Annotated in this window: 23 protein-coding genes; 16 read left to right on the forward strand and 7 right to left on the reverse strand. The window is 72.3% G+C overall.

Annotated elements, in window-relative coordinates:
• The first annotated feature begins 11 nt into the window (after positions 1-11).
• Together JOF43_RS14740 and JOF43_RS14745 are read left to right on the forward strand one after the other, a co-directional pair.
• Entirely contained in the window at positions 12-959 is a 948-nt protein-coding gene (locus JOF43_RS14740) for an ABC transporter ATP-binding protein (RefSeq protein ID WP_245354563.1), read from the forward strand.
• Positions 956-2,308, forward strand: coding sequence for an FtsX-like permease family protein (locus JOF43_RS14745; protein WP_209903526.1), 1,353 nt, complete (start codon positions 956-958; stop codon positions 2,306-2,308). Before JOF43_RS14740 ends, JOF43_RS14745 begins: the two co-directional genes overlap by 4 nt.
• A 200-nt stretch (positions 2,309-2,508) precedes the next feature.
• On the opposite strand, the gene JOF43_RS14750 is transcribed toward JOF43_RS14745, so the two are convergent.
• Complete coding sequence (locus JOF43_RS14750) at positions 2,509-3,507, reverse strand: phosphotransferase family protein (protein ID WP_209903528.1); 999 nt, start codon at positions 3,505-3,507, stop codon at positions 2,509-2,511.
• Between the two features lie 86 nt (positions 3,508-3,593).
• Between JOF43_RS14750 and JOF43_RS14755 the strand changes: the two genes are divergently transcribed.
• Positions 3,594-3,920 (forward strand): rhodanese-like domain-containing protein, encoded by a 327-nt coding sequence (locus JOF43_RS14755; protein ID WP_209903529.1) that lies wholly within the window; start codon positions 3,594-3,596, stop codon positions 3,918-3,920.
• 5 nt (positions 3,921-3,925) lie between these two features.
• Here the strand turns inward: JOF43_RS14755 and JOF43_RS14760 are convergent, their stop codons facing one another.
• The gene (locus JOF43_RS14760) at positions 3,926-4,678 is read right to left on the reverse strand and encodes a CPBP family intramembrane glutamic endopeptidase (RefSeq protein WP_209903531.1); all 753 of its coding nucleotides are present in this window, start codon (positions 4,676-4,678) and stop codon (positions 3,926-3,928) included.
• A gap of 175 nt (positions 4,679-4,853) precedes the next feature.
• Here JOF43_RS14760 and JOF43_RS14765 point away from each other — a divergent pair, with 175 nt between their 5' ends.
• Positions 4,854-5,579 carry an SDR family oxidoreductase gene (locus JOF43_RS14765; protein ID WP_209903533.1) on the forward strand — a complete coding sequence of 242 codons (726 nt, stop codon included), beginning with the start codon at positions 4,854-4,856 and terminating at the stop codon, positions 5,577-5,579.
• A 25-nt stretch (positions 5,580-5,604) separates the two neighbouring features.
• Here the strand turns inward: JOF43_RS14765 and JOF43_RS14770 are convergent, their stop codons facing one another.
• The 4 genes from JOF43_RS14770 to JOF43_RS14785 form a co-directional block, all read right to left on the reverse strand.
• Positions 5,605-6,318 (reverse strand): DNA-3-methyladenine glycosylase, encoded by a 714-nt coding sequence (locus JOF43_RS14770; RefSeq protein ID WP_342592195.1) that lies wholly within the window; start codon positions 6,316-6,318, stop codon positions 5,605-5,607.
• Positions 6,315-6,683, reverse strand: a complete 369-nt coding sequence (locus JOF43_RS14775) for a metal-sensitive transcriptional regulator (RefSeq protein WP_209905335.1) — start codon at positions 6,681-6,683, stop codon at positions 6,315-6,317. Before JOF43_RS14775 ends, JOF43_RS14770 begins: the two co-directional genes overlap by 4 nt.
• On the reverse strand, positions 6,683-8,104 hold the full coding sequence (purB, locus tag JOF43_RS14780; protein ID WP_209903535.1) for an adenylosuccinate lyase: 1,422 nt from the start codon (positions 8,102-8,104) through the stop codon (positions 6,683-6,685). The genes JOF43_RS14775 and purB overlap by 1 nt, the downstream gene beginning before the upstream one ends.
• 85 nt (positions 8,105-8,189) lie before the next feature.
• Positions 8,190-8,603 (reverse strand): phage holin family protein, encoded by a 414-nt coding sequence (locus JOF43_RS14785; protein ID WP_209903537.1) that lies wholly within the window; start codon positions 8,601-8,603, stop codon positions 8,190-8,192.
• A 64-nt stretch (positions 8,604-8,667) separates the two neighbouring features.
• Between JOF43_RS14785 and JOF43_RS14790 the strand changes: the two genes are divergently transcribed.
• The 4 genes from JOF43_RS14790 to JOF43_RS14805 all read left to right on the forward strand — a co-directional run bounded on the left by JOF43_RS14790 (position 8,668) and on the right by JOF43_RS14805 (position 13,784).
• Complete coding sequence (locus JOF43_RS14790; protein WP_209903539.1) at positions 8,668-9,519, forward strand: alpha/beta fold hydrolase; 852 nt, start codon at positions 8,668-8,670, stop codon at positions 9,517-9,519.
• Between the two features lie 58 nt (positions 9,520-9,577).
• Positions 9,578-10,693 carry a histidinol-phosphate transaminase gene (locus JOF43_RS14795; RefSeq protein WP_209903541.1) on the forward strand — a complete coding sequence of 372 codons (1,116 nt, stop codon included), beginning with the start codon at positions 9,578-9,580 and terminating at the stop codon, positions 10,691-10,693.
• 200 nt (positions 10,694-10,893) lie between these two features.
• Complete coding sequence (locus tag JOF43_RS14800) at positions 10,894-12,246, forward strand: MFS transporter (RefSeq protein ID WP_209903543.1); 1,353 nt, start codon at positions 10,894-10,896, stop codon at positions 12,244-12,246.
• Between the two features lie 236 nt (positions 12,247-12,482).
• A complete protein-coding gene (locus JOF43_RS14805) occupies positions 12,483-13,784 on the forward strand; it encodes a Gfo/Idh/MocA family protein (RefSeq protein ID WP_209903544.1) in 1,302 nt (433 codons plus the stop codon).
• A 65-nt stretch (positions 13,785-13,849) separates the two neighbouring features.
• Here JOF43_RS14805 and JOF43_RS14810 read toward each other — a convergent pair whose 3' ends face one another.
• Positions 13,850-15,016 (reverse strand): CPBP family intramembrane glutamic endopeptidase, encoded by a 1,167-nt coding sequence (locus JOF43_RS14810; RefSeq protein WP_209903546.1) that lies wholly within the window; start codon positions 15,014-15,016, stop codon positions 13,850-13,852.
• Positions 15,017-15,326: 310 nt separating this feature from the next.
• Between JOF43_RS14810 and JOF43_RS14815 the strand changes: the two genes are divergently transcribed.
• The 8 genes from JOF43_RS14815 (at position 15,327) to JOF43_RS14850 (ending at position 25,022) form a co-directional block, all read left to right on the forward strand.
• Positions 15,327-16,808: a glycoside hydrolase family 3 N-terminal domain-containing protein gene (locus JOF43_RS14815; RefSeq protein WP_209903548.1), complete on the forward strand. Its 1,482-nt coding sequence runs from the start codon at positions 15,327-15,329 to the stop codon at positions 16,806-16,808.
• Complete coding sequence (locus JOF43_RS14820; RefSeq protein ID WP_209903550.1) at positions 16,808-18,016, forward strand: anhydro-N-acetylmuramic acid kinase; 1,209 nt, start codon at positions 16,808-16,810, stop codon at positions 18,014-18,016. Before JOF43_RS14815 ends, JOF43_RS14820 begins: the two co-directional genes overlap by 1 nt.
• 50 nt (positions 18,017-18,066) lie before the next feature.
• On the forward strand, positions 18,067-19,251 hold the full coding sequence (locus JOF43_RS14825; RefSeq protein WP_209903552.1) for a thiamine pyrophosphate-dependent dehydrogenase E1 component subunit alpha: 1,185 nt from the start codon (positions 18,067-18,069) through the stop codon (positions 19,249-19,251).
• Positions 19,248-20,231, forward strand: coding sequence for an alpha-ketoacid dehydrogenase subunit beta (locus tag JOF43_RS14830; RefSeq protein ID WP_209903554.1), 984 nt, complete (start codon positions 19,248-19,250; stop codon positions 20,229-20,231). The genes JOF43_RS14825 and JOF43_RS14830 overlap by 4 nt, the downstream gene beginning before the upstream one ends.
• 31 nt (positions 20,232-20,262) lie before the next feature.
• Positions 20,263-21,810, forward strand: a complete 1,548-nt coding sequence (locus tag JOF43_RS14835) for a dihydrolipoamide acetyltransferase family protein (RefSeq protein ID WP_209903556.1) — start codon at positions 20,263-20,265, stop codon at positions 21,808-21,810.
• A gap of 232 nt (positions 21,811-22,042) precedes the next feature.
• Positions 22,043-22,807 carry a FluC/FEX family fluoride channel gene (locus JOF43_RS14840; protein ID WP_342592196.1) on the forward strand — a complete coding sequence of 255 codons (765 nt, stop codon included), beginning with the start codon at positions 22,043-22,045 and terminating at the stop codon, positions 22,805-22,807.
• Positions 22,804-23,217, forward strand: coding sequence for a fluoride efflux transporter FluC (locus JOF43_RS14845; protein WP_209903558.1), 414 nt, complete (start codon positions 22,804-22,806; stop codon positions 23,215-23,217). The genes JOF43_RS14840 and JOF43_RS14845 overlap by 4 nt, the downstream gene beginning before the upstream one ends.
• On the forward strand, positions 23,214-25,022 hold the full coding sequence (locus tag JOF43_RS14850) for a CopD family protein (protein ID WP_342592197.1): 1,809 nt from the start codon (positions 23,214-23,216) through the stop codon (positions 25,020-25,022). Before JOF43_RS14845 ends, JOF43_RS14850 begins: the two co-directional genes overlap by 4 nt.
• The last annotated feature ends 10 nt before the right edge of the window (positions 25,023-25,032 follow it).

The raw sequence follows: 25,032 nt of genomic DNA on the forward strand, positions 1-25,032 counted from the left end.
TCCTGGGACACATGAACAGCGCACCGCTCACCTCGTCCTTCCCGTCGGGCCCGGCGCCCGACCCCACCACCGCCTCGGGCCCCGTCCCTGCCTCCGGCCCGGCCGGGACCCAGATCGACGGGACGGCGCCGGCCCCTGCCGCGCAACCCGCCCAGCCCGACGCCGCCCAGCCCTACCCGGCATCGACCGCGGCCCCTGCCGGCCCGCCTCCCGTGCACCCTGCGCCGGTGCTCTCGGCCCGGCGACTGGCCATGACCTACGGGGAGCAGGGCACGGCGACCCACGCCTTGGACGGCGTGGACCTCGACATCGCCCGCGCCGACTCGCTGGCCGTGATGGGCCCCTCCGGCTGCGGCAAGACCACCCTGCTGCACATCCTCGCCGGCATCCTGCGACCCACCTCCGGCACCGTGCAGCACGACGGCGCGGACCTCGCCACCCTCGGGGACCGTGCCCGAACCCGCCTGCGCCGCAACGACTTCGGCTTCGTCTTCCAGGACGGCCAGCTGCTGCCCGAGCTCAGCGCGCTGGAGAACGTGATCCTGCCGCGCATGCTCGCCGGCGTCTCCCGACGCACCGCGTCGGCCGAGGCTCGGACCTGGCTGGACCGGCTCGGTCTGCAGGGCATGCACGATCGTCGCCCCACCCAGCTCTCCGGTGGCCAGGCCCAGCGCGTGGCCATCGCCCGGGCGCTGGCGGGCCGCCCCTCCGTGGTCTTCGCCGACGAGCCCACCGGCGCCCTCGATCAGGGGACCGGCCAGGCCGTGCTGCAGATCCTGGTGGACTCCTGCCGCACCTCCGGCGCCAGCCTGGTGATGGTCACCCACGACGCCCAGGTCGCCGCGGCCTGCCGGCGCACCGTCGCCATGCGTGACGGACGCATCGCCCAGGAGTTCGTCCGCCCCGCCGCGCAGGCGCCCCGGGAGCAGACGGTCCAGCACACGGCGGTGGCACGATGAGCGCCCTGCTGGCCTCCGCCCCGCTGCTGCTGCGCCGACGCGGCGCCCTCGCCGACATCCTGCCGGTCATCGCCTTCACCGCGGCGACCGCCATCACCGCGACCGTGGTGGGCGGCGCCGCCGCCTTCGTCGGCCGCATGCCCGCCGGCGACACGGTGGCCCGCACCGGGGAGGCCTCGATCATGGGGTTCCTGGTGATGTGCGCGATCGTCGCCTCCGTGCTGCTGGTGCCCAGCGCCATCGGGCTGGGGGGATCCGCTGCCCGGCTCTCCCTCGCGCGCCGGGAGAAGGACCTGGCCACCATGCGTCTGGTCGGCGGCACCAGCGGGCAGGTCGGCTCGGTCGCGGTCCTCGACGTCGCCGCCCAGGCGCTGCTCGGCGGGATCCTCGGGCTCGGCGTGCACCTCGCCGTCACGCCTGCACTGACCGGACTCGACTTCGGGATCACGCCGTTCACCACGGCGGACCTGCTGATGCCGTGGTGGGCCTATCCGATCCTGGTCCTCGCCCTCGCGCTGATCGCCGTCGGCTCGGCGGCGGTGTCCCTGACCGGTGTGGTCCTCAGTCCGCTCGGCGTCGCCCGCGATTCGCGCGTGGTGCGCCTGTCCGTGATCCGTCTGGTGCTGTGGGTCGCGCTGATCCTGGGCTTCCTCGTCTTCATGCAGGTCGGCGGGATGATTCTGGGTCAGGTGGGCGGCGGGTCGCTGGCCATCGCGATCATGATCCTGTTCATCGCCGCCATCGTCGCGGGCATCAACATGGTGGGGCCCTTCATCGTGTGGATCACTGCGCTCGGGCTCGCGAAGACGGCGCCCATCCCGTCGCTGATGGTGGGGGCACGCCGTCTGGCAGGCGATCCGCGGGCAGGCTGGCGGGCCGTCTCCGGGATCACTTTCGCCCTGGTCATCGCCGGGTTCCTCACGGTCCTCGCCTCCATGGGCGACGCCAGCACGCCGGAGCAGGCGATGATGTTCACCGCCATGACCACCGGCGGCCAGCTCACCCTGGGCATCGCGGCCGTGCTCGCCGCGGTCGGCACCGGTGTCTCCCAGACCGCCCGGGTCATCGACCAGGCCCCGCGCCTGCGCGCCCAGCACATCGCGGGCGCGGAGGTGGGCCAGCTGCACCGTGCCCGGATCGCGGAGATCGCGGTCCCGGTGGGGCTGAGCTCGGTGATCGCGACCGGCACGGCACTGATGGTGATCACCTCGGTCCTCGGGGGCGCTCCGAACGATCCGCTGATGGCCGTGCAGTACCTGGTCTGCGTGCTCGGCGCCTACGCGCTGGTGATCGCCGCGGTGCTGGTGGCCTCACCGCTGGTGAAGCGGTACGCGGTGCGCGCGGCCTGAGTCCGCGACGACGGGCTGGGGCCGGCTGCCTGCGAATCGGCGGCCGAGGGTTGCTGAGACGAGCGGCCCCCGGGTGGCGGCCTCGCGCGCCGGCCCCGGGCACCGACCCCGGGCGCCCACCCCGCGCCGCACCCCCGTCGTCGAGCCGTTCCGAGAGCCGCGAGCGGCCGGTCCCTTCCCGGGCCGGCCGCTCGCTCTGCCTACCAGGTGAGTCGATCCAGATGGTTGTCGCCGCAGAGCAGGCGAGCGATGCGGGCCTGCGCCGTGTCGCGGATGTCGGGCTGCGGGTGGTGCGCGTAGAGCGCGAGCTCCACGTACATGTCGTAGAAGTTCAGTCGCTCGCGCAGATGCTCTCTCTCGAACAGCTCCGGATACGCGCCGTGCAGCCATCCGGGCACCTCGGTTAGCGTGGCCTCGTCGAGCCCTCGCTCCTCGGGTGTGGGCGGGTACTCCCGCGCTCTCGCGCACCAGCGCAGGACGGTATCGAGCTCGACATCCGCCGGTTGGGCCAAGGCCTCCGCGAAGTCGATCAGGCCGGTGACGCGTCCGTGGTCGACCATCACGTTGGATCCGTGGAGATCGCCGTGGACGAGGACGGCCTCGTCGGCGGCGAACAGGGCCAGCCGCTCCCGGATCCACTCGGCGACGTCCGTGAGCAGGCGCGGGTCATGACCGGGCAGTCGCCGGGCGGCCTCGACCCGCTGGAGCGCCGCACCCACGACAGGTGGGTGGTACGCGGGCCACGGCGTGCCGGCGATGGCGTCGGCCAGCCAGGGTGGCAGCAGGCCGGCGGGCACGGGAACGCGGTGGAGTGCGCGCAACGCAGCGCCGAGGTCTTCGATCATGGCTCGGCGCGTGGGAGGATCCGCCGTCGGCCAGGCCTCGTACAGGGTCCGGCCGGGCAGGCGTTCGGCGACGTACCACGTCCCGTCCGGGCCGTGGCCGTGGGCGAGGTGCCGGGCGTGCGGGACGTCGCTGCCGGCGAGCAGGTCGGCGACCGCCGCCTCGTGGCGATACGCATCGCGGAACGGGCCGTTGCTCAGCCGTATGACGTAGTCGTCGCCGACCCACGCGCGGCTGACCCAGCCGGCCTTCGGAGAAAAGCGTCCGGTCGCCGGCAGACCAGCGGCCGCCAGCGTTCTCAGCAGCGCCGGGTCGGCAGCCGGTTCGGCGACGAAAGGTGGTGAGTGGTCGCACACGGTCCGAGCCTCGCACACATCGGTTCGCCTCGACTCACCGCACGGGACCTCGGCTCAGCCGATCAGCACGCCCTAGGCTGGTCGGTATGGATTTCGAGACCGTCGCCCCCACCGCAGTACCCGAAGGCGCGCATCTGATCGATGTGCGCGAGCAGTCCGAATGGGATGCAGGCCATGCCCCGAGCGCCCAGCACCTGCCGGCGAGCACGCTGCTGGAGAACCTCGAGAAGCTCCCCGAGGACGATGAGGACCTGTACATCGTCTGCCGCACCGGTGGGCGCAGCTCCCAGGTCGCCCAATGGCTCACCGCGAACGGTTTCGACGCCATCAACGTCGGCGGCGGCATGGACCAGTGGTTCGAGGCGGGGCTGCCGATCGAGGCCGATGGCGACGGCGAGGCCTTCATCCTCTGAGCCGCTCAGGTCGCGATGACGTCCTGGAGTAGCGCGTAGCCGACGAAGGCGAACACATCGAGCAGGGTGTGCGCGATGATCAGCGGCATCGTGCGCCGGGTGCGCCGGTACCACTCGCCGAACACGAGCCCCATCGCGAGGTTCGCCAGGCCCGGGCCGACCCCCTGATACGTGTGGTACGCCCCGCGCAGCAGGGCCGAGACGAGGATGATCCTCCGCCCCGACCAGCCCAGACGCTCCAATCGCTGGTACAGGTAGCCGACGACGATGACCTCTTCGAGCACGGCGTTCTTGACTGCGTGCAGCACCAGCACCGGAACCGTCCACCAGTGCGCGTCCAGCGCCGCAGGGATCACCTCGACCGTGGCACCGAGCGCCCGGCCGACGTAGTAGATCGCCAGCCCCGGCAGCCCGACGCCGGCGGTGATCGCCACGCCCCAGCCGAGGTCCCGCATCGGGCGGGTGGGATCCATCCCCAGGTCCGCCAGTGCCTGCTTCAGCGAGCCCGCGGTCAGCGCGAGCAGCAGCACCACGAGCGCGACCGGCACCAGGGTGAAGGCGATCGAGAGCAGCTGGTAGAACAGATCCAGCCAGGGGTCCTCCCGGATCGACGAGTTCAGCGACGTCGACTGCGCGGACAGGGGACCGGTCGCGAGAGCCTGGACCAGGGCGATCAGCGAGTACACGGCGCTGCGCCCCAGGGAGAGGGCGAGGACGAGGACCACCTCGACCCGCAGCCAGGTCTTGTTCTCCGTCATGGTCACCACCGCGCCATGATCGCACCCGCTCGCGGACCGAGAGCGGGTGCGGTGCCCGGACGGCGGCTCCGCCGGTCCGAGCCCCGCCTTCTCAGCACCCGGGCCGCCGCCGGCGCCGACAACGCAGCGCTCGGCGCGTGAGAGAGGGCCGTCCCGCGCGTGACAGACTCGAGCCATGACGACTTCAGCCCCTGATCACCTCCCCACCGGCGCCGCCCGCCCCGCAGTCCTCATCACCGGGGCGAACCGCGGGATCGGCCGCGCCGTCGCCGACGAGCTCGCCGCCGACCACCACCTGATCCTCGGCGGGCGGGACGAGACGGCCCTGACCGAGCTCGCGGCGCAGTTCCCGTCGGCCGTACCCTTCGCGGCGGATCTCACCGACCGGGAGGCCACTGCCGCCGCCCTCGGGCGCCTGGACCTCGCAGACGGGCTCACAGGCCTCGTGCACTCCGCGGGGATCCTGGTCAACGGCACGGTCGCGGAGTCCGATCCGGCGGAATGGACGCAGTCCTTCGAGATCAACGTCGTCGCGATCATGGAGCTCACGCAGCTGCTGCTGCCCGCGCTGCGCGTCGCCCGGGGCACCGTGGTGATGATCAATTCCGGCTCCGGGTACAACGCGGTGCCGTCCCGTGGCGCCTACAGCGCCTCGAAGTTCGCCCTGCGCGGTCTCGCCGACTCGCTGCGTCTGGAGGAGCGGGAGCACGGGGTGCGCGTCAGCTCGATCCATCCCGGACGCGTCGCCACGGACATGCAGCGTGAGCTGCGTTCCTTCGAGGGCGGGGAGTACCAGGAGGAGAACTACATGAAGCCCGCGACGGTCGCCGCCACAGTGGGGCTCGCGCTGCGGCTCCCGGCCGACGCCAGCATCGACTCGCTCTCGGTGCGGCCCCGCTGAGCCGCTCCTGCGGGCCCACGGCCGCTCAGGCGTTCTGCCGACCGCTCCCGGAGACGGTCGGGTCCCCGGCGATCCGATACCGCCACGGGTAGTGCTGCGGGTGCGAGGCCTCCTCGCGCAGCCCGATCCGCGGCCCCGCGGCCAGTCGGGGATGCGGCATCAGCGGCGCGCTGCCAGGTGCCTCCCCGGCGGCCAGGTCGCGCGGATCCAGGCGCCCGGCCAGGTGCATCCCGCTGCCGGGGTCGCACAGGTCGAGACCGTCCTCGACGTAGGTGATCCCGCAGGCGACAGTGGCGCGTCCCGGTCCGCGCGCCAGGTCGCGATCACGATGACAGGTGCCGCCGGCGAGACGTCGGCGATAGGCGAGATCCGTGCCGTCGAGAATCTCTCCCGCCCGGATCAGGCACCCGGTGCCGATGCCCTCGACGTCGGCGACGACGTTCATGCACGAATGCAGCCCCATGTGCCGGTACACGTACAGGTGGCCGGGCTCGCCGAACATGGTGGCGTTGCGGGCGGTGCGCCCCCGGTAGGCGTGGGAGCCCGGGTCCTGCGCGCCGACGTACGCCTCCACCTCGGTGATCCGCAGCGCGACGCCACGGCCGACGAGGACGCAGCCCAGCAGCAGCGGGGCCAGTTCGAGCACGTCCCGGTCGCAGAAGGTCCGCGGCAGCGGCGGGGCCGAAGCGGCGTCCGGCAGAGAGTCGTTGCGCGGGATCGGGTGCGAATCGGGTCTCACTTCATGAGCCGCCTGACGGCACCCATGATCTCGTCCATCTTGCGGTCCAGCTCCTCGGTGTCGCCCGAATGCGCGGCGTCGTGCACACAGTGGTGGATGTGGTCGTCGACCAGGCCGAGCGCCACCGATTCCAGCGCCTTGGTGACCGCGGAGATCTGGGTCAGCACATCGATGCAGTAGGTGTCGTCCTCCACCATCCGGTGCACCCCGCGGACCTGGCCCTCGATGAGCTTGAGGCGGCGCAGGTAGGGCGATTTCTGACCCTGGTACCCGGGATCGCCCTGGGTGCCGTGATCACCGGGGTGCGGGGTCGGCACGGGAGCGTCCTCGCCCTCGGCGGCGCGGCCCGCCTCGTCGTCCGTCATCACGCCTGCTCTCCCTCGTCATCCAGGTGGCCGACCAGGGAGGCGGCGTACCCCGTGTAGGTGTGCGGCGTCAGCGCCAGCAGGCGCTCGCGCTCGGCCTCCGGCAGGCCCAGCCCGCCGACGAACTCGCGCATCCCCTCACCGGTGACGCGGTGGCCGCGGGTGAGCTCCTTGAGCCGCTCGTAGGGATTGTCCATGCCGGTGGCGCCCTGCACCCCGAGGGTGCGCATCACGGACTGCACGGCCTCGCCGAGCACCTCCCAGTTGCCCTCGAGGTCATCACCCATCGCCTGGGCGTCCACGTCCAGGCCCGCCAGGCCCCGGCGCAGGTTCGAGATCGCCAGCAGCGAGTGCCCGAGCGCGGGACCGACGTTGCGCTGCGTGGTGGAGTCGGTCAGGTCCCGCTGCAGGCGCGAGGTGACCAGGGTCTGGGCCAGAGAGTCCAACAGCGCACCGGAGATCTCGAGATTCGCCTCGGCGTTCTCGAAACGGATGGGGTTGACCTTGTGGGGCATCGTCGAGGAGCCGGTGCCGCCCTGGGCCGAGAGCCGCTGACGGAAGTAACCCAGCGAGATGTAGGTCCAGATGTCGGTGGCCAGGTTGTGCAGGATGCGGCCGGCACGGGCGATGTCCGCGTACACCTCGGCCTGCCAGTCGTGGGACTCGATCTGCGTGGTCAGCGGATTCCAGGTCAGACCCAGGTGCTCGACGAAGGTGCGCGAGACCTGCTCCCAGTCGGCCGACGGGACGGCCACCGCGTGCGCCGCGTAGGTCCCGGTGGCGCCGTTGATCTTGCCGAGGACCTCGTCGGCACCGATCCGTCGGGCCTGGCGGCCCAGACGGTGGGCGAAGACCGCGATCTCCTTGCCCAGCGTGGTGGGGGTGGCGGGCTGGCCGTGGGTGCGCGAGAGCATGGCGACCTCGGCCGTCTCGCGGGCCAGGGCCGAGAGGTCCTCGATCACTTCTTGCAGCGCCGGCAGCCACACCTCGTGCACCGCGCCCTGGATCATCAGGGCGTAGGAGAGGTTGTTGACGTCCTCGCTGGTGCAGTAGATGTGCACCACCTCGGCCAGCGGCTCGAGGCTGGTCCCGGCCAGGCGGCGCTTGATGTAGTACTCGATCGCCTTGACGTCGTGGACCGTCTCCCGCTCGATCTCGGCGTGCTCGGCGATCCCCTCGGCTCCGAAGTCCTCGGGGATGGCGCGCAGCAGGGAACGCTCACCCTCGCTGAGGGACCGCAGCTCGGGGATCACGCCGGAATCGAGCAGGTGGATCATCCACTCGGTCTCCACCACCAGGCGGGCACGATTCAGCGCGGCCTCGGAGAGGTGGTCGACCAGGGGAGCGGTCTGCGACCGGTAGCGGCCGTCGAGCGGGGTCAGGGCGATCGGCGGCGTGATGTCCGCGAAGGAGTGAGCCATGAGGGCATTCTCCCAGAATCCGGGCCGGGCGCGACGGGGCTCTCAGGCACGGTCGCGTCGGTCCCGTCGGTCCCGTGGCCTCGGCTCAGTCGCGCGCGGCGTGGCGTCGGTCGTCGCGGTCCTCGCCGAGGCCGGTCACGGCCTCCACGATCGCCGAGAGGATGCCGATGATGATGCCGGCCAGCAGCGCCCACCAGAAGGTCTCGAACTCGAGCGTCAGGCCGAACAGCCCGGAGACCCAGCTGGTCAGCAGCAGCATCACCGTGTTGATGACCAGCTGGAACAGGCCCAAGGTGACGCAGGTGATCGGGAAGGTGAGGAACGACAGGACCGGCTTCACGATCGTGTTGATCAGCGCGAGGATCAGCGCGATGGCAGCGATGGTCAGGACCTGCGTGAGGATCGTGGCGCTGTCGTCGCCCAGGTGCATGCCGGGCAGGATCAGCGCGGTCACCCACAGCGCGAGGCCGGTGACGATGACGTGTCCGAGAAATCGCATGGGGCCATTGTCCCCCGCCGCGGCCGCCGGTGCACGGGGGAAAACCCTATGCCAGGATCGTGGCATGAGCGACACCTCACCCCGCGGCGGCACCCTCCGCACCGGCGACGGGCGCGGCCTGCGCACGATCGAGCACGGCTCCGGGCCGGACCTCGTGGTGTGCGAGGCGGGCCTCGGCGCGGCCGGTGCCAGCTGGGGAGCGGTGTTCGACCAGCTGGGGACGGAGCTGCGGGCAGTGGCCTACGACCGGGCCGGCTACGGGAGGAGCGACCCCGCTCCCGGCCCCCGGGATCTCGCCCGTCTCGCCGAGGACCTGCTGACCGTGATCGACGGGACTCCCCACGAGCGGCTCGTCCTGGTGGGACACAGCTGGGGAGGCCCGGTCGTCCGGCTGGCCGCCGCGACGCTGCACGCCCGCGGGCACGCGGTCGCCGGGCTCGTGCTGGTGGATGCCTCCGACGAGCTGGCCGACATGTACTTCACCCGCACGGTCCAGGTCATGAACCGCGCTCAGGGGGTGCTCCTGCCCGTGCTCGCGCGAGCAGGCCTGCTCGCGCCGTTGCAGCGGAGGGTGACGCCCCAGCTGCCCGAGCCCTACGCCGGCGAGTTCCTCGCCGCCGTCTCGACGATCGAGTATGCGCGGACGGTCCGCGCCGAGTCCGCGCACATCGCCCGCGGCCTGAGGGCGCTGCAGCTCGATCCGCCGCAGATCGCGGACGTCCCGGCGACCGTGCTCTCCGGCCGGCTGGCCGGAGGCCTGGGCCGACGCCGGCGGGACGAGCTCACCGCGGCCCACCGCCTCCGGGCCGCGCGCCACGAGCAGGGCCGTTTCGTCGCCGCGGAACGATCGGGGCACGTGATCGTGGCCTCCGAACCGGAGCTCGTGGCCCAGGAGATCTGCCGCCTGCTGAGCTGAGCTGCCCGCCTCGCGGAGGGTCGGAGGGCCCCGCGCCGGATCGGCCTACCCTGAGGGCATGCCCTCCCAGTCAGATCCCGACCGGTACCCCGAGCCCCCCGAGACGGTGCGCCTGCGCCCCGCGCTCGAGAAGCTGCCCGCCTACGTCCCCGGCAGACCCGCCGTCGACGACGGTGCCCGGCGCTTCAAGGCCTCCTCGAACGAGTCGCCCTTCCCGCCGGTCGACGCCGTGCGCGACGCTGCGATCGATGCCCTCGCCGGCAGCAACCGCTACCCGGACATGGCCGCGCTGGAGCTGCGCGAGGCGCTCGGCACCAAGCACGGCGTGGACCCCTCCCAGATCGCGGTGTCCACCGGTTCGGTCGCCGTCAGCGGCGACCTGGTGCGGGCCGTGGTCGGCGAGGGCGACGAGGTCGTCTACGCCTGGCGCTCCTTCGAGGCCTACCCGATCCTGGTGGGCTCGCACGGCGGGGTCCCGGTGCAGGTGCCGCTGACGGACACCTTCGAGCACGACCTCGAGGCGATGGCCGCCGCGATCACCGAGCGCACCCGGTTGATCCTCCTGTGCACCCCGAACAACCCCACCGGGCCCTCTCTGTCCACCGAACAGATCGAGGAGTTCCTCGCCCGCGTCCCCGAGGACGTCGTGGTCGCGATCGACGAGGCCTACCGCGAGTTCCACGACCCCGCCACCGTCGCGGGCACCGCCGGGATCTTCCGCCGCCACGGCAACGTGGTGCTGCTGCGCACCTTCTCCAAGCTGCAGGGCCTCGCCGGGCTGCGCATCGGCTACGCCGTCGCCCATCCCCGCCTGGCCCGCGCGCTGAGCCAGGTCACCGTGCCTTTCGGTTCGAGCCTTCCCGCCCAGGTCGCGGCGCTGAGCAGCCTTCGCGGCGAGGTGCAGGAGGAGCTCGACCAGCGGGCCGAATGGATCCGTCAGGAGCGCTCCCGGGTCTTCGCCGCGCTGAGGGGCCAGAGTTGGGAGCTGCCGGTCTCCCAGGGCAATTTCGTGTTCTTCCCGGTGGGGGAGGACAGCGCCGCCTTCACCGCTTTCGCCGACGAGCGCGGCCTCGTGCTGCGTGCTTACGGCAGCGACGGGGTGCGCGCCACCATCGCCGAGCAGGAGGCCAACGACCTGCTCCTCGAGATCGCGGGGGAATGGCGGGGGCGCTGAGCGCCACGACGGGAGCGGCCGGAGTGCCGAGTGCCCCGACACCCCCACTGCGCGAGGGCCGACGGGACTCGTCCCCGCGGTGCGGACACCGGTGGGAACCGTGACGATCGACCGGTAGCCTGGTCCGACGCAGAACGAGGCCGACCTGTGGGCCCTCGCGACCGGTGCGGACAGGCCCCGGGCGAGAGGGGAGCACCACGATGCAGGCGCGCAGCAATTCCACGACGACGGGGAGCGGAGTCACTCCTCCCCGGCTCGGCGGACACCGCGCCTACATCGTCTGGATCGCTGCCGTCCTCGCGTACTCCGTGGCCGTCCTCCAGCGCACCACCATGGGCGTGGCCGGCCTGGAGGCCACCGAGCGGTTCCACGCCTCGGCCACCATCGTCTCCACCTTCGTGGTGCTGCAGCTGCTGATCTACGCCCTCGCCCAGGTCCCGGCCGGCCTGCTGCTGGATCGGTACGGCTCGCGCGTGACGATCACCGCCGGCGCGCTGCTGATGGCCGCCGGCCAACTGCTGATCGCGAGCTGCGACACCGTCGCACTCGCGGTGGTCGCGCGGATCATTGTCGGCGCCGGGGACGCCCTGACCTTCTCCAGCGCGATCCGTCTGGTGCCCGCCTGGTTCTCCGCGTCGCGAGTCCCGGTCCTCACCCAGGTGACTGCGATACTCGGTCAGGTCGGCCAGATCGCTTCCGCGGTGCCGTTCGTGGCGGTGCTGACGCTGTCCGGTTGGTCCACGGCCTTCGGCGCCGCGGCCGGGGTCAGTGGCGTCGCCGCCCTGCTCGCCGTGCTGGTGATCCGAGCGACCCCGCCGGGGACCCCGCGCCCCCGCACCAAGCAGGACCTGCGGCGGATTCCGCTGCTCGTCGGCCGCATCATGCGCCATCCCGCGACGCAGCTCGGCTTCTTCACCCATCTGACCTCCGGTTTCCCCGGCATCGTGTTCTCGATGATGTGGGGCTACCCGTATCTGACCGCGGGGGAGGGTCTCAGCCGGCCCGCTGCCTCGGCGGTGATGACCGTGCTGGTGGCGGTCGGCATCATCAGCGGTCCCGTCATCGGGGCCCTGACCCAGCGCCATCCGCTGCGCCGCTCGACCCTCGTACTGCTGGTCATCGCCACCATCCTGGTGCCGCTGGTGACCGTGCTGCTGTGGCCCGGCCCGGCCCCGATCTGGCTGCTGCTGATCCTGGTCGCGGGGCTGTCGATCGGCGGGCCCGGCTCGAATATCGGCTTCGACTTCCCGCGCACGGACCTCGCCCGGCACCGCCTGGGCACCGCCACCGGCGTGGTGCTGATGGGCGGGTTCCTCGCCGCGCTGGTCGCGATCCTGCTGATCGGCGTGCTCCTGGACCTGCAGCGGCCCGACGGGAACTACGACCTGCAGTCCTTCCGGGTCGCCTTCGCCGTGCAGATCCCGATCCTGCTGTTGGGCATCACCGGCATGCTGATCAGCCGGCGCCGGCTGCGCCGCCGCATGGCCGCGGGGGGACGCGTCGTCCCGCCCTGGCGCGAGGTATTCCGCGGCGGCCGCTGGCGTCGGATCTGACCTCGTGGCCGCCGGGCTGCTCCGGTCATCGCCCCGCTCCTGTCACCGCTGCTCGCCCCCTCGGCCCCCGGCCAGCAGAGAAATGCGCCCGCACGACCGGTGTCTCGATCAGCATCGGTCGTGCGGACGCAGATCAGCGGTCGGCGCCGTCGCCGCCAGCCCGCGCGGTACGGGGCTTGCCGTGGCCCTCGAGCATGTCGTAGCGTTCTCCCGACACTTAATTTCAAGGAGGAAGTATGTCGTTCACGCTGGGCATCGTAGGGATCGGGCAGTTCGGTTCGCACTTCGCCGAACTGTTCGCGGCCCATCCCGAGATCGACGCGCTCTACGCCGTCGACTCCGTCCCGGAACGGATCGACGCGGTCGAGAACCGCGAGGGGAGCCGGGTGCGCTTCGCCGAGCGCTTCGATACCTACGAGGGGCTGCTCGCCTCCGACGTCGACGCGATCGCGATCTTCACCCAGAGGTGGACGCACGGCGAGCACGCACTGGCGGCGCTGCGTGCCGGCAAGCACGTCTACTCGGCCGTGCCGATGGCGATCGCCGAGGACGAGATCCGCGCGATCACCGAGGAGGTCCAGCGCACCGGCCTGGTCTACATGATGGGTGAGACCAGCCAGTACAACGCCGCCGTGGTGCTGGCCCGCCGCATCCACCGCTCCGGTGCTTTCGGAGAGGTTTTCTACGCCGAGGGCGACTACGTCCATGACATGGACCTGGGCTTCTACGACGCCTACAAGTACTCCGGCGGCGAGCAGTGGAAGTCCACCGCCTCCTACCCCCCGCTGCTGTACCCCACCCACTCCATCGGCGGCATCCTCGGCGTGCTGGGGGATCGGCATGCGGTCTCGGTCTCGGCGCTCGGCCGGCCCGACACCCGCGGCGACGGCGTCTTCGACAAGGACGTCTCCATGTTCGACAACGACGTCTCCAACGCTTTCGCCCTGTTCGAGATGGACAACGGCGGCGCGTTCCGCACCAACGAGCTGCGCCGCGTGGGCTACCCCAGCCACATGCGCGAATCCCGCTTCCGCTTCTTCGGCGAGGCCTCGAGCTTCGAGGAGACCATCGACGTCACCTACTGGCACGACAAGCGGCGGGTGCTCGAGGTGACCGACCTGATCCGCACGGACTCCACCATGAGCCTGGAGGATCCGCGCCTGGCGGACGTCTCCCCGGCGCTGCGGGATGCCTTCGTCGCGGGCGCCGCAGCCGTCCATCACCAGGCCCGCCTGCCTCGCGAGTTCCAGGGCATGCCCAATGGTCACGAGGGTGCGCACCACTTCTTGGTCGACGACTTCGCCCGCGCCGTGGCCGACGGGAGGCAGCCCGTGGTCAACGCGTGGCAGGCCGCCCGCTACACACTGCCGGGCGTCATCGCCCACCAGTCCATGAACCGTGGTGGTGAGCGTCTGAGCGTTCCGGACCTCGGCGACTGCCCGCTGCCGGTCCAGGACCTCGATGCCGAGCAGGAGGCGCTGGATCTCGACGCGCTGTACGGCGAGCAGGAGGCGCGTCGCGGCCACGTCGCGGAGTGATCGACCCGCCCGGGTCTCACCGAGCGCCCGGGTCCGCTCGCCACTCGAGCGGTCCGCCGCGCCGGTCAGGCCACCCGGTGCGGCGGAGGATCGGCGACTCCGCCGCCTGGGCCCGGCCCCGCAGGCGCTGAGCTGACATCCCCCGGGGCGCGAGCGTCGATCTCTCCCTGCTCGCGCCGCAGCCGGGACCACGGCATCACCGTCGCACCGGCCAGGAGCAGCAGGGCCACCCCGACGACCCCCGAGGCGTTGTCGACGAAGGGATTCAGAGCCGAGGCCGTCTGCGCCGAGGAGACCAGGCCGATCAGCAGGGGCGTCGCGGAGTTGCTGGTGGCGTGCGCGATCGCGGCGGGGATCGGGTTGCCCCCGGCGCGTTCTGTGAGGGCGTTGAACAGCAGGCTCATCGCGATGCAGGGCAGCAGGAACATGCCGATCGCCGCCGCACGGGGCTGCCCCGCGTAGTTGTAGCCGATCGCGAGCACGGGCAGGTGCCACAACGACCAGATGATCCCTCCGAGCACCGAGGCCCGTACCCGGCCCAGGGGTTTGAGCGCGGGCCACAGCCAACCGCGCCACCCGATCTCCTCGCCGAGCGCGAAGACGGTCGTGACCGCAATGCCGAACGCGGTCGTGGCGATCACGGCAGCCGCCGCGGCGGCCGGCGGGATCTCGGCCCCCGCGGCGGCCGAGAGCTGCTCGGTCGCCAGCGTCAGCCAGGTGCGAGCGGTGAGGTCCCCGGGCACGCCCCGCAGCACCATCAACATGGCACCGAGCAGCCCCAGCGCCACCATGAGGACGAGGGCGAGCGGGCCCCACAGCAGCAGTGCCCGCCATCGACCGCGGAAGCGCAACCCCACCCGGGTGCGCCAGGACGTCTTCTCCACCCCCTTGGCCAGGATCACCGAGGCGACGGCCGGGGCGAGCATGCCCACGGCGATCACGGGTGTGAACAGGGGATGGGTGATCCCGCCGGGCAGGAACCAGAACGGGAGGGCACACAGGGCGAACAGACCGTAGGCGATCACTATGAACAGCCCCACGCGCCGCCACGGAACGGTGGAGAACTCGGCGCGCGGAGCCGGGGGACGGTCTCGCGGGCGCCGCGGTGCGGCCGACGTCGGTTCGGCAGACGCCGATGCGGTCGGCGATGTAGTCGCCGCCACCGACGCCGGAACGTCGTCGTCCGCGGGCGGGAAGGAGGCGGGGACGGACTCAGGGATCTCGGTGCTCATATCTCGAGACTTCGTCGGGGGGGGGGGGGGGGGGGCGACGCCGGTCAATGCCCAGCGCCCCACACGCGCCCGTCGTCGGCCGGGCTCTCGCCCTGGGTCGCGTCGGATGGCCACCCGAGGTCGGTGACTCCTCGCCCCGGGAGCAGGACGGGGCCGATGAAAGTCCGGGATGCCTGCGTGGCGGGGCCACCCCGTCCTCGTCCGGGATCGATATGCTCGATTCTCCCGTCGAACCACCGCCGCGCACCCGCGGCGTGTGCTCAGGCGGCAGCGCGGCGTCGTCGCCGCGGACCCTCAGGCAGGAGAGCAGATGACGTCCAGCCCCTTGAGCACCGATCCCGTGACCTGGGACGCCGACGCCCTCGGAGTGCTCATGGCGCCCTTCACCGGCACCGAGCTGCCGGCCTGGATCACGGAGGCGCTCGAGGCGGGTCTGGCCTCGGTGATCCTCTTCGGCCACAACACCCCGGACCCGTCCACGGCGGCGCGACTCGCCCGCGCCGTCCACGCCCGCGCCGTGGACTGCGTGGTCGCGATCGACGAGGAGGGCGGGGACGTCACCCGGCTCCAAGCCGCCACCGGTTCTGCCCTGCCCACCGCCTGGGCGCTCGGTGAGGTCGATGACTCCGACCTGACCCGACGGGTCGGCCACGCCTTGGGAGGGGTCCTCGCCGCCTGCGATCTCGATCTCGACCTGGCGCCGGTGCTGGACGTCTCCACCGACCCGGCGAACCCTGTCATCGGCACCCGCTCCTACAGCGGCGACCCGGACCGGGTCGCCGCCCACGCCCGGGCCTTCGCCACCGGGCTGGTCGAGGCCGGGCTCGGCACCTGCGCCAAGCACTTCCCGGGCCACGGCGCGACCTCCACCGATTCCCACACCGCCCTGCCCCGCATCGACGTCGCCCGCCAGGATTTCGAGCGTGACCACCTCGCCCCGTGGCGGATCCTGCCCTGGCTGGACGCCGCGATGTCCGCTCACGTGCTGGTCCCCGCTCTCGGCGAGGGTCCGGCCTCGATCTCCGCCTGGACGCGACCGCTGCTGGATCGCGTCGTCGGCGGCACCTTCCGCGGCCTGCTGGTGACCGACGCCTTGGAGATGAAGGCCGTGGCCGCCGACCCCGGCTTCCCCGAGGCGGTCGTGCGGGCGATCGAGTCCGGGGCGGACCTGCTGTGCCTGGGCACGTCGATGGGGCGTGACGATCAGCGGATGCTGCGTGAGGCCCATGACGCCTTGGTCGGCGCCGTCACCTCGGGCCGGCTGCGCCGCGAGGACCTGCACGCTCGTGCCGAGCGCACCCGCGAGCACTGCCGCGCCCTGCGCACTCGACGCCGATTCGTCCCGGCACCCGAGCTGGACGAGGCGCTGCGGCAGGCCGAGCAGCTCGGGGCCGACGCCGCCGCCCGGGCCGTCCGCGTGCGCGGCGCCCGGCTCGACCTGGCACCGGTGACCGTGCTGGACCTGCGCAGCCGGGCGGACCACGCCTCCGGGGCGCGCCCGCAGCAGCTCGTGACGGCTCTGCGCGAGCGAGGCTTGCGCGCCGACGTCCCGGACTACCCCGACCAGGTCCCCGACACCGGAGGAGTCCTCGCGATCACCCGGCTGCCGCGCAGCGACCGGGAGGAGGGGGAGCGGCTGGCCGCGCTGCTCGAGCGCCGGCCCGAGGCGGTCGTCGTCCACGTCGGCGTGCCGGACGCGGCTCCCGAGCACCGCCACCTGGTGCTGGCCCACGGCGCGGGACGCGCCCTGATGCGAGCGGCCGTGGACGCGATGCTGCGAGAGGGTCGCTGATGCGTGTGCTCGGCATGATGTCTGGGACCAGCCTCGATGCGATCGATGTGGTCCTGGCGGACTTCTCCCGGGAGGCGACTGATCCCGGGACCGTGCGCGCGCACCTGTTGCACGTGGGCGAGCAACCCTGGCCCGAGGCGACCCGGGACGCGCTGCGCGCCGCCCTGCCGCCGGCGCAGGCGGACGTGGCGACCTGGAGCCGCCTGCACGCCGAGGTGGGCGATGCCTTCGCCCGCGCCGCCGCCCGGGTGCTCACGGCGCACGGAGGCGCCGACCTGGTCTCCACCCACGGGCAGACCGTCCACCACGACGTCCGCGACGGACGGGTCCTCAGCACCCTGCAGATCGGGGACCCCGCACGGATCGCGCGGGCCACCGGAGCGCCCGTGCTCCACGACCTGCGCAGCGCCGACGTCGCCGCCGGAGGGCAGGGGGCACCCTTGGCGCCGCTGCTGGACCAGCTGCTGCTCGGCGCGGATCCCCATGAGCGCACCGCCGTGCTCAACATCGGCGGCATCTCCAACGTCAGCCTCGTCGGCGGCGAGGATCCTGCGGACGAGGTGGTGGCGGGGGACCTCGGGCCCGGCAACGCCCTGCTCGATGCCGCCGTGCACGAGGCGACCGGGGACAGCGCCGACCACGATGCGTTCCGCGCGCGCACCGGGACCGTCGACCGCCCGGCCCTGGCGACGCTGCTGGCGGACCCCTTCTACGCCCGGCCCCTGCCGCGCTCGACCGGCCGTGAGCACTTCGACGGCGAGCACGTGCGCCGCCTGCTCGGCGACCAGGCCTTCGACGCCCTGACCCTTCCCGACCTGCTGGCGACCCTCACCGAGTTGAGTGCCGTGACCATCGCCCGGGCCATCCAGGAGCTGCGAGCCACTCGCGTCATCGGCTCCGGCGGCGGCCTGCGCAACCCCCTGCTGCGAGAACGCCTCGCCGCCCACCTCCATCCCGTGCCGCTGCTGGACGCCGATGCGCTCGGCATCCCGGCCGACGGCAAGGAGGCGCTGCTGATCGCTCTGCTCGGCTATCTCGGCGCCCACGGCCTGCCCGGCACCCTGGCCCGCGCCGACGGCACCGCCCATACCGGTGCGCACGCTCCGGTGGTGCTCGGCTCCCTCACCCCGCCGCACGGGCTGCGGGATCTGCCCGCGCAGCCGGCCGACGCCGTCGCCGTCACCCGAGTCGAGCTCGCAACTCCGTGATGACCAGGGAATCTTTCTTCCTTACGGCACCGTAGGTTACGCTCGCCGTCGTGAGTGTTTTCCGATCCACGATCCCCGACGTCGCCGCCCAGGAGCCGCTGATCCAGCTCCTCGCGACCGACGGCACCCGCAGCCCGCACGAGGAGCTCGACGCGGTCCTCGCGGGCAGCGGGGGCGACGACGACCTCCAGACCCCCGAACGCCTGCGCGGCTACTACCGCGACATGGTGATGATCCGCGCCGCGGACCTCGAGGCGACCAGCCTGCAGCGCCAGGGCCAGCTCGGTCTGTGGGCCAGCGCGCTGGGGCAGGAGGCCGCCCAGATCGGCGCCGGCCACGCCTCCCGTGAGCAGGACTATCTGGTGCCCACCTACCGCGAGCACGGGATCGCCTGGGCCCGCGGCATCGAGCCGTGGCGGCTGCTGGAGTCGTATCGGGGGGTCAGCCACGGCGGCTGGGACCCCAATGAGCTGCGCACCCACCCGTACATGATCGTGCTCGGGTCCCAGGCGCCCCACGCGGTCGGCTACGCCATGGGCCTGCAGCGCGACGGTGTCGTCGGTACCGGGGACCGCGAGACCGACACCGCGGTCCTGGCCCTGTTCGGCGACGGAGCCTCCAGCGAGGGGGAGGTCTCGGAGTCCTTCACCTTCTCCGCCTCCTTCGAGGCCCCCGTCGTCTTCTTCACCCAGAACAACCAGTGGGCGATCTCCGTGCCCACCTCGGTGCAGTCACGGGTGCCGCTCGCGCAGCGGTCCCGTGGCTGGGGGATCCCCTCGGTGCGGGTCGACGGCAATGATGTGCTCGCGGTGCTCGCCGCCGTGCGCGATGCGCTCGACGCCGCCCGCGCGGGGGAGGGGCCGCGGTTCATCGAGGCGGTCACCTACCGTATGGCCGCCCACACCACCAGCGACGACGCCTCTCGCTACCGTCCCGCCGTGGAGGAGCAGGAGTGGGCGGAGAAGGATCCGATCCTGCGCCTGCGCCGCCACCTCGAGCAGCTCGGGGAGATCGACGAGGCGTTCGTCGCCCGCTGCGACGAGGAGGCCCAGGACCTCGCCATGCAGCTGCACCACCACATCCACGGCATGGAGGACCCGGATCCCGTGGGCATGTTCACCCACGCCTACGCCGAACCCCATCCGATCGTCGAGGCCGAGCGCGCGCAGTACCTCGAGTACATCGCCCAGTTCGAGGACGACGAGAGCACCGAGCAGAAGGGAGGCCGCGCATGAGCAGCTCCACCCTCCCGATCGCCAAGGCGATCACCGCCGGGCTGCGCGACGCGATGCGCGTGGACGACAAGGTCCTGCTGATGGGCGAGGACATCGGCGTGCTCGGCGGTGTCTTCCGTGTCACCGACGGCCTGCACGCCGAGTTCGGCTCCCAGCGGGTGGTCGACACCCCGCTGGCGGAGGCCGGCATCGTCGGCACCTCGGTCGGCCTGGCCGTGCGCGGCTACCGCCCCGTGGTCGAGATCCAGTTCGACGGCTTCGTGTTCCCCGCGTTCAACCAGATCACCACCCAGGTCGCGAAGATGCACAACCGCACCCACGGTGCCGTGCACATGCCGATCGTGATCCGTATCCCGCACGGTGGCGGCATCGGGGCGATCGAGCATCATTCCGAGAGCCCCGAAGCGCTGTTCGCGCACACCGCGGGCCTGCGGATCCTCGCCCCGTCGAATGCGCAGGATGCGTACTGGATGACCCGGCAGGCCATCGAGTGCGAGGACCCGGTCATCATGTTCGAGCCGAAGAAGCGGTACTGGGTCAAGGGGGACGTCGATCCCGACCACCGGCCCGAACTGTCCCCGTGGGAAGCGGCGGTGGTGCGTCCGGGCACCGACGCGACGCTGCTGGCCTGGGGGCCGAGCATGCCGCTCGCGCTCGAGAGCGCGGAAGCCGCCGCCGCGGACGGCATCGAGTTGGAGGTCATCGACGCGCGCTCGCTGTCGCCGGTGGACCTCCCGACCATTGCGGCCTCGGTCAAGCGCACCGGACGGCTGCTCATCGTGCACGAGGCTCCGGTGGTCGGTGGTCTCGGCGGGGAGATCGCTGCTCGCATCTCCGAGGAGTGCTTCTACCACCTGGAGGCGCCCGTGCTGCGCGTGGGCGGGTATCACCTGCCCTATCCGCCGGCGCGCATGGAGCACGCCTACCTTCCCGACCTCGACCGGGTGCTGGACGGCGTGGACCGTCTGCTCGAACACTGACGGCCACGCCCCTGCGTGAAAGGATCTCCCCATGCCAGATGAGCCAGATGAGATTGCGACCCCCTCCTCCTCGTCGCTCGTGACGATCGCGCTCACCGATCCCGGCGAGGGACTGACCGAGGCCGAGATCATCGACATCAAGGTCGCCGTGGGCGACACCATCGCCATCAACGACCCCGTGATCGAGGTGGAGACCGCCAAGAGCGCCGTGGAGCTGCCCAGCCACATCGGCGGCACCGTCACCAGGATCCTGGTGGCGGTCGGGGACGAGGTGCCCGTCGGCACCCCACTGCTCGAGGTGGACACCGCCGGGGGGCCGGCGCCGAGCGCCGCCCAGGAGCCGGCCGAGCCGGCCGAGGGGTCCACGCCGGCCGACGCGACCGCGCGGGCCGACGGGTCGGCACCCGCCGAGGAATCCGCTGCGGCCGCGACCGCCGCCGAGGCACAGACGGCGGCCGAGGTCGCTCCGCAGGGCGGGGAGCCCGCCGCAGCGTCCGCTCCGGCAGCAGGCACCGAGGACGAGCCCAAGAATCTCGTCGGCTACGGCGCGTCCACGTCCCCGCAGCGTCGTCGCCGCCGCCGGATCGCGCAGGACGACGGGCCGCAGGTGCCGATCGACCGCATCCTCGCCAAACCACCGGTGCGCAAGCTCGCCCGGGACCTCGGGATCGCGCTCGCCGACGTGTTCGCGACCGGTCCTGACGGCACCGTCACCCGCGCCGACGTGCTCGCCGCCCAGCAACGGGCGATGTCGGGCGACGCGTCGACCAGCCCGGACGGGGCCTACTTCCCCGAGGAGTCCCCGCAGGTCCCGGAAGGACTCGGAGGAGCCATGAAGACCACGCGCGACCAGCCCTTCGCCGGCGTCACCAGCGACGAGCGCACCACCCGGGTGCCGATCCGCTCCGTGCGCAAGCGGACTGCCGAGGCCATGGTGGCCTCCGCCTTCACCGCCCCGCACGTGACGGTCTTCAACGAGATCGACATGACGCGGACCGTGCAGATCATCGCGGACCTCAAGGCCTCCCGCGAGTGGGCCGACGTCAAGGTCAGCCCCCTGGTGGTGATCGCGAAGGCGCTGCTGGTGGCGATCCGCCGCAATCCCGAGGTCAACGGCTCCTGGGACGAGCCGAACCAGGAGATCGTCTACAAGCACTTCGTGAACCTGGGCATCGCCGCAGCCACCCCGCGCGGGCTCATCGTCCCCAACCTCAAGGACGCGCACCTGATGACGCTGCGCGAGCTGGCAGAGGGGATAGACGAGCTCGCCAAGACCGCGCGCGCCGGGAGGACCTCCCTGACCGATACGCGGGAGGGGACGATCACCATCACCAACTTCGGTGTGTTCGGCATCGACTCCGGCACCCCGATCCTCAACCCGGGAGAATCCGTGATCCTGGGCGTCGGGGCGATCAAGGAGAAGCCCTGGGTGGTCGACGGACAGATCGTCACGCGCAAGGTGGCCCAGCTCGCGCTGAGCTTCGACCACCGCCTGATCGACGGGGCCCTCGGCGCGGAACTGCTGCGCGACATCTCCGCGGTGCTCGAGGACCCCTCCCTGGGCTTGGTCTGGGGTTGAGCGACGAACTGCGCAGCCGGAGTCGTCGGCGAGCGTGCGAGTCGGCGGCGGAGGTGGAGCGGGAGGAGCTCGACCGGGAGGTGCTGGGGTTGAGCGACGAACTGCGCAGCCGGAGTCGTCGGCGAGCGTGCGAGTCGGCGGCGGAGGTGGAGCGGGAGGAGCTCGACCGTGAGGTGCTGGGGTTGAGCGACGCCTGGGACCGGCCTGCCGCGGTCGTCGGTACCCTGATCCGGTGACCTCGAGCCCGACCCCGCCTCCGCACACCTCGCGGCGCGACGACCCGCGGATGCAGACGGTCGAGATGGCTGCGCTGCGCCTGGAGGACGTCAGCGACGGCGACACCTTCGGCTCGGGGCCCGTGCAGGCTCGACTGACCCCGCGTCGGACCGCTCTGCTGGTCGCCGCCGGCGGAGCGATCGGGGCGCTGCTGCGCTTCGTGCTCATGGTGATCTCACCCACCGTCGCCACCCCCACGCTGGTCGAGCTGCCCTGGGCCACGCTCTGGGCGAACGTGCTCGGGTGCCTGATCCTCGGCACGCTCACCGGTGTGCTCGAGGTGCGGCCCGGGCGGCCCTGGATGCTGCCGCTGCTCGGCACCGGGCTGTGCGGTGGTTTCACCACCATGTCCACGGTGGTGCTGGAGGGCTCGGCGATGATCGGCGCCGATTTCCCGATGCAGGCCTTCGCCTACGCCCTGGCGACCGTCTTCGGGTGCCTCGGCGCGATGGTCGGCGGCCTCCTCGGGGGCCGGCGACTTGCGCACCGGGCCGCCGCCCGGAGCGATCGCGCCGGGCGAGGGGCCTCTCGCACCGATCGGGTCGGCACCAGCTCTGAGCTGGCCGATTCCGACTCCTCTCAGCCCGATTCCGACGTCGAGCAGGCCGGCTCCGACTCTCATCGGGGCGGCTCCGACCCTGAGCCCGCGGGCTCCGACCCTGATCCAGCAGGCCCCGACACCGAGCAGCGCCCCGCCCGGGACCAGGGGGAGGAGTCATGAGCGTGGGAACCTTCCTGCTGGGCGCGGTGATGGTCGCGATCGGCGGCGCCGGCGGCTCCGTGCTGCGCTGGTGGCTGCGCGAGGTCGGCATGCGTCGCGCCGCCCGCCGCAGCAGCGATGGCGACCTGCGCGCCAAGCCGTGGCTGACGTTCCTCGCCAACGCGCTGGCCTGCTTCGTGCTCGGGATCGTGGTGGCCCGTCTCGGCTCGGCCGCCTCAGGAGTCGCCGAGCTCGGGTTCCTGCTGCTCGCGGTCGGCTTCTGCGGTGGCCTGTCCACCCTGTCCACCGCCGCCCTCGATGTCGTAGAACTGATCCGACGCGGCAGCTTCGCCCTCAGCGTCGCCTACTTCCTGCTGACGATCGGGACCGGGATGGCGCTGCTATGGGTGGGGCTGGTGATCGCGTCGTGAGCACCACCTCGCAGCGGCGGCCCGCCCTGACGGTCGTCGCGATCGTCCTCGGCGCACTCGGTGTGCTCGCCCTGATCTCCGTCCTCGCGGCCGAGGCCGCCGGTGGCGACAACCTCGTGCTGCGCAACGCCGGGTCCCTGGCCCGCCACGGCGGACCGGTCGCCACGATGGTCGCCGACCTCGCAGCGGCCCTGACCCTGGGCGGTGCCGTCGTCGCCGGCTGGCTGCTGCACGAGGAGGCCGACCGCGTCCGTGCGATGACCCTGGTCGCCCTCGCAGCAGGAATCACCACCCTCGCCCGCGGCGCCTCCCTCGCCTTCTCCTACGCGGTCGCGACCGGGCAGCCCGTCGGCTCCGCGCGCTTCGGCTCCGACCTCAGCGTGTACCTGGCCACGGAACTCGGCATCTGGTACGTGACAGCGCTGGTGATCGCCGCTGCCGCCACCACCATCGCCGTCACCGGCACGGGGCGCGGGATCGCCCGGACGGTGGCGGTGGCCGCCGGTCTGATCGCGTTCTCCAGCGCCATGACCGGCCATGCCGCCGGGGACTCCAACCACGAGGTCGCCACCTCCACGATGCTCGTGCATCTGCTGGCGGTGGGGATCTGGCTGGGCGGCCTGGCGATCCTGCAGGCCCTGCCGCGCAGCGCCCGCGATGACGCACGGGTGGTGCGCGGCTACTCCCATCTCGCGCTGATCTGCTGGATCGCCCTCGCCCTGAGCGGGGTGTGGGCCCTGGGAGTGCGCGTGAACTCGGTGGGGGAGATCCTCACCAGCGCGTACGCCCAGCTCGGCGTCGCCAAGGCCGTGCTGCTCATCGCGCTGGCGGGACTGGGCGTCCTCCAACGCCGGCAGCTCGCGACCGGGTTCACCGCCGACGGGGCGGGTCGCCAGGCCGCAGGCACCTACCGCCGCCTGGCGATCCTCGAGCTCGCGCTGATGGGCCTGGCCGTGGCGATCGCCGCCGCCATGAGTTCGTCCCCGCCCCCGGCCGACGCCGGCACCCCGCCGCCCGGGCCTGCGGGGGTGCTGACCGGGTACCCGCTGCCGCCAGCCCCGGACCTCGGCGCGGTGCTGACCGCGTGGCGTCCCGATCCCTTCGGCATGCTGCTGGCCTGCGTGATGGTGCTGGTGTGGTGGCGTCCGCGCGCGCCGCGAAGGGAGCGGGGCGCGAGCGTCCGCCTGGTGCTCGCGGGCGTCGTGCTCGTGGTGCTGACCAGCGGACCGCTGAATGTGTACGGGAAGGTGCTGGTCTCCGCGCACCTGCTGCAGCATGCGCTGCTGCTGGCCGGGGCCGGCGTGCTGCTGGGCAGTGCGGTGACGGTCCCGTCCCTGCTGCGTCGAGCGGTCGGGCGCCGTCGGTGGCTCGCTGCCCTGGTCGCCGCCGTGCCGGTGGCCCTGCTCGGGGCGGCGTACGCGGGCCCGATCCTGCGTCTCGCGCTGGATGGCCATGCCGCTCACCTGGCGCTGCAGATGCTGGCGCTGTGCGGTGGGGTGCTCAGTGCGCTCACCGTGCGCGCCACGCAGGGCACCGGTGCGCGGCTCCTGATCGCCGCCGCTCCGCTCGCGCTGGGCCTGGCCGGCGGGATCGTGCTGGTCAGCACCGATCTGCTGATGGCTTCGAGCTGGTTCGGGGCGACCGGGCGGCAGTGGTTGCCGGACGCTCTCGCGGATCAGCATCGCGGTGGGCTCGCCGTGCTCGCGGTGGCGGTGCTGTCCGCGCTCGCGGCCGGCCTCGCACTGCGGCCCGCACGCCTCACGGACCGTGAGCAGACGACGGCCGGGGCCCCGCAGGACGCGTGAGCTCGCGCGT

Source organism: Brachybacterium sacelli, assembly GCF_017876545.1.
Lineage (GTDB): Bacteria > Actinomycetota > Actinomycetes > Actinomycetales > Dermabacteraceae > Brachybacterium > Brachybacterium sacelli.

What these genes read in the sequence shown, in the direction of transcription:
- JOF43_RS14740 (WP_245354563.1), top strand. Translation starts at nt 12, where the DNA reads ATGAACAGCGCACCGCTCACCTCGTCCTTCCCGTCGGGCCCGGCGCCC.
- JOF43_RS14745 (WP_209903526.1), top strand. Translation starts at nt 956, where the DNA reads ATGAGCGCCCTGCTGGCCTCCGCCCCGCTGCTGCTGCGCCGACGCGGC.
- JOF43_RS14755 (WP_209903529.1), top strand. Translation starts at nt 3,594, where the DNA reads ATGGATTTCGAGACCGTCGCCCCCACCGCAGTACCCGAAGGCGCGCAT.
- JOF43_RS14760 (WP_209903531.1), bottom strand. Translation starts at nt 4,678, where the DNA reads ATGACGGAGAACAAGACCTGGCTGCGGGTCGAGGTGGTCCTCGTCCTC.
- JOF43_RS14765 (WP_209903533.1), top strand. Translation starts at nt 4,854, where the DNA reads ATGACGACTTCAGCCCCTGATCACCTCCCCACCGGCGCCGCCCGCCCC.
- JOF43_RS14775 (WP_209905335.1), bottom strand. Translation starts at nt 6,683, where the DNA reads ATGACGGACGACGAGGCGGGCCGCGCCGCCGAGGGCGAGGACGCTCCC.
- purB (WP_209903535.1), bottom strand. Translation starts at nt 8,104, where the DNA reads ATGGCTCACTCCTTCGCGGACATCACGCCGCCGATCGCCCTGACCCCG.
- JOF43_RS14785 (WP_209903537.1), bottom strand. Translation starts at nt 8,603, where the DNA reads ATGCGATTTCTCGGACACGTCATCGTCACCGGCCTCGCGCTGTGGGTG.
- JOF43_RS14790 (WP_209903539.1), top strand. Translation starts at nt 8,668, where the DNA reads ATGAGCGACACCTCACCCCGCGGCGGCACCCTCCGCACCGGCGACGGG.
- JOF43_RS14795 (WP_209903541.1), top strand. Translation starts at nt 9,578, where the DNA reads ATGCCCTCCCAGTCAGATCCCGACCGGTACCCCGAGCCCCCCGAGACG.
- JOF43_RS14800 (WP_209903543.1), top strand. Translation starts at nt 10,894, where the DNA reads ATGCAGGCGCGCAGCAATTCCACGACGACGGGGAGCGGAGTCACTCCT.
- JOF43_RS14805 (WP_209903544.1), top strand. Translation starts at nt 12,483, where the DNA reads ATGTCGTTCACGCTGGGCATCGTAGGGATCGGGCAGTTCGGTTCGCAC.
- JOF43_RS14810 (WP_209903546.1), bottom strand. Translation starts at nt 15,016, where the DNA reads ATGAGCACCGAGATCCCTGAGTCCGTCCCCGCCTCCTTCCCGCCCGCG.
- JOF43_RS14815 (WP_209903548.1), top strand. Translation starts at nt 15,327, where the DNA reads ATGACGTCCAGCCCCTTGAGCACCGATCCCGTGACCTGGGACGCCGAC.
- JOF43_RS14820 (WP_209903550.1), top strand. Translation starts at nt 16,808, where the DNA reads ATGCGTGTGCTCGGCATGATGTCTGGGACCAGCCTCGATGCGATCGAT.
- JOF43_RS14830 (WP_209903554.1), top strand. Translation starts at nt 19,248, where the DNA reads ATGAGCAGCTCCACCCTCCCGATCGCCAAGGCGATCACCGCCGGGCTG.
- JOF43_RS14835 (WP_209903556.1), top strand. Translation starts at nt 20,263, where the DNA reads ATGCCAGATGAGCCAGATGAGATTGCGACCCCCTCCTCCTCGTCGCTC.
- JOF43_RS14845 (WP_209903558.1), top strand. Translation starts at nt 22,804, where the DNA reads ATGAGCGTGGGAACCTTCCTGCTGGGCGCGGTGATGGTCGCGATCGGC.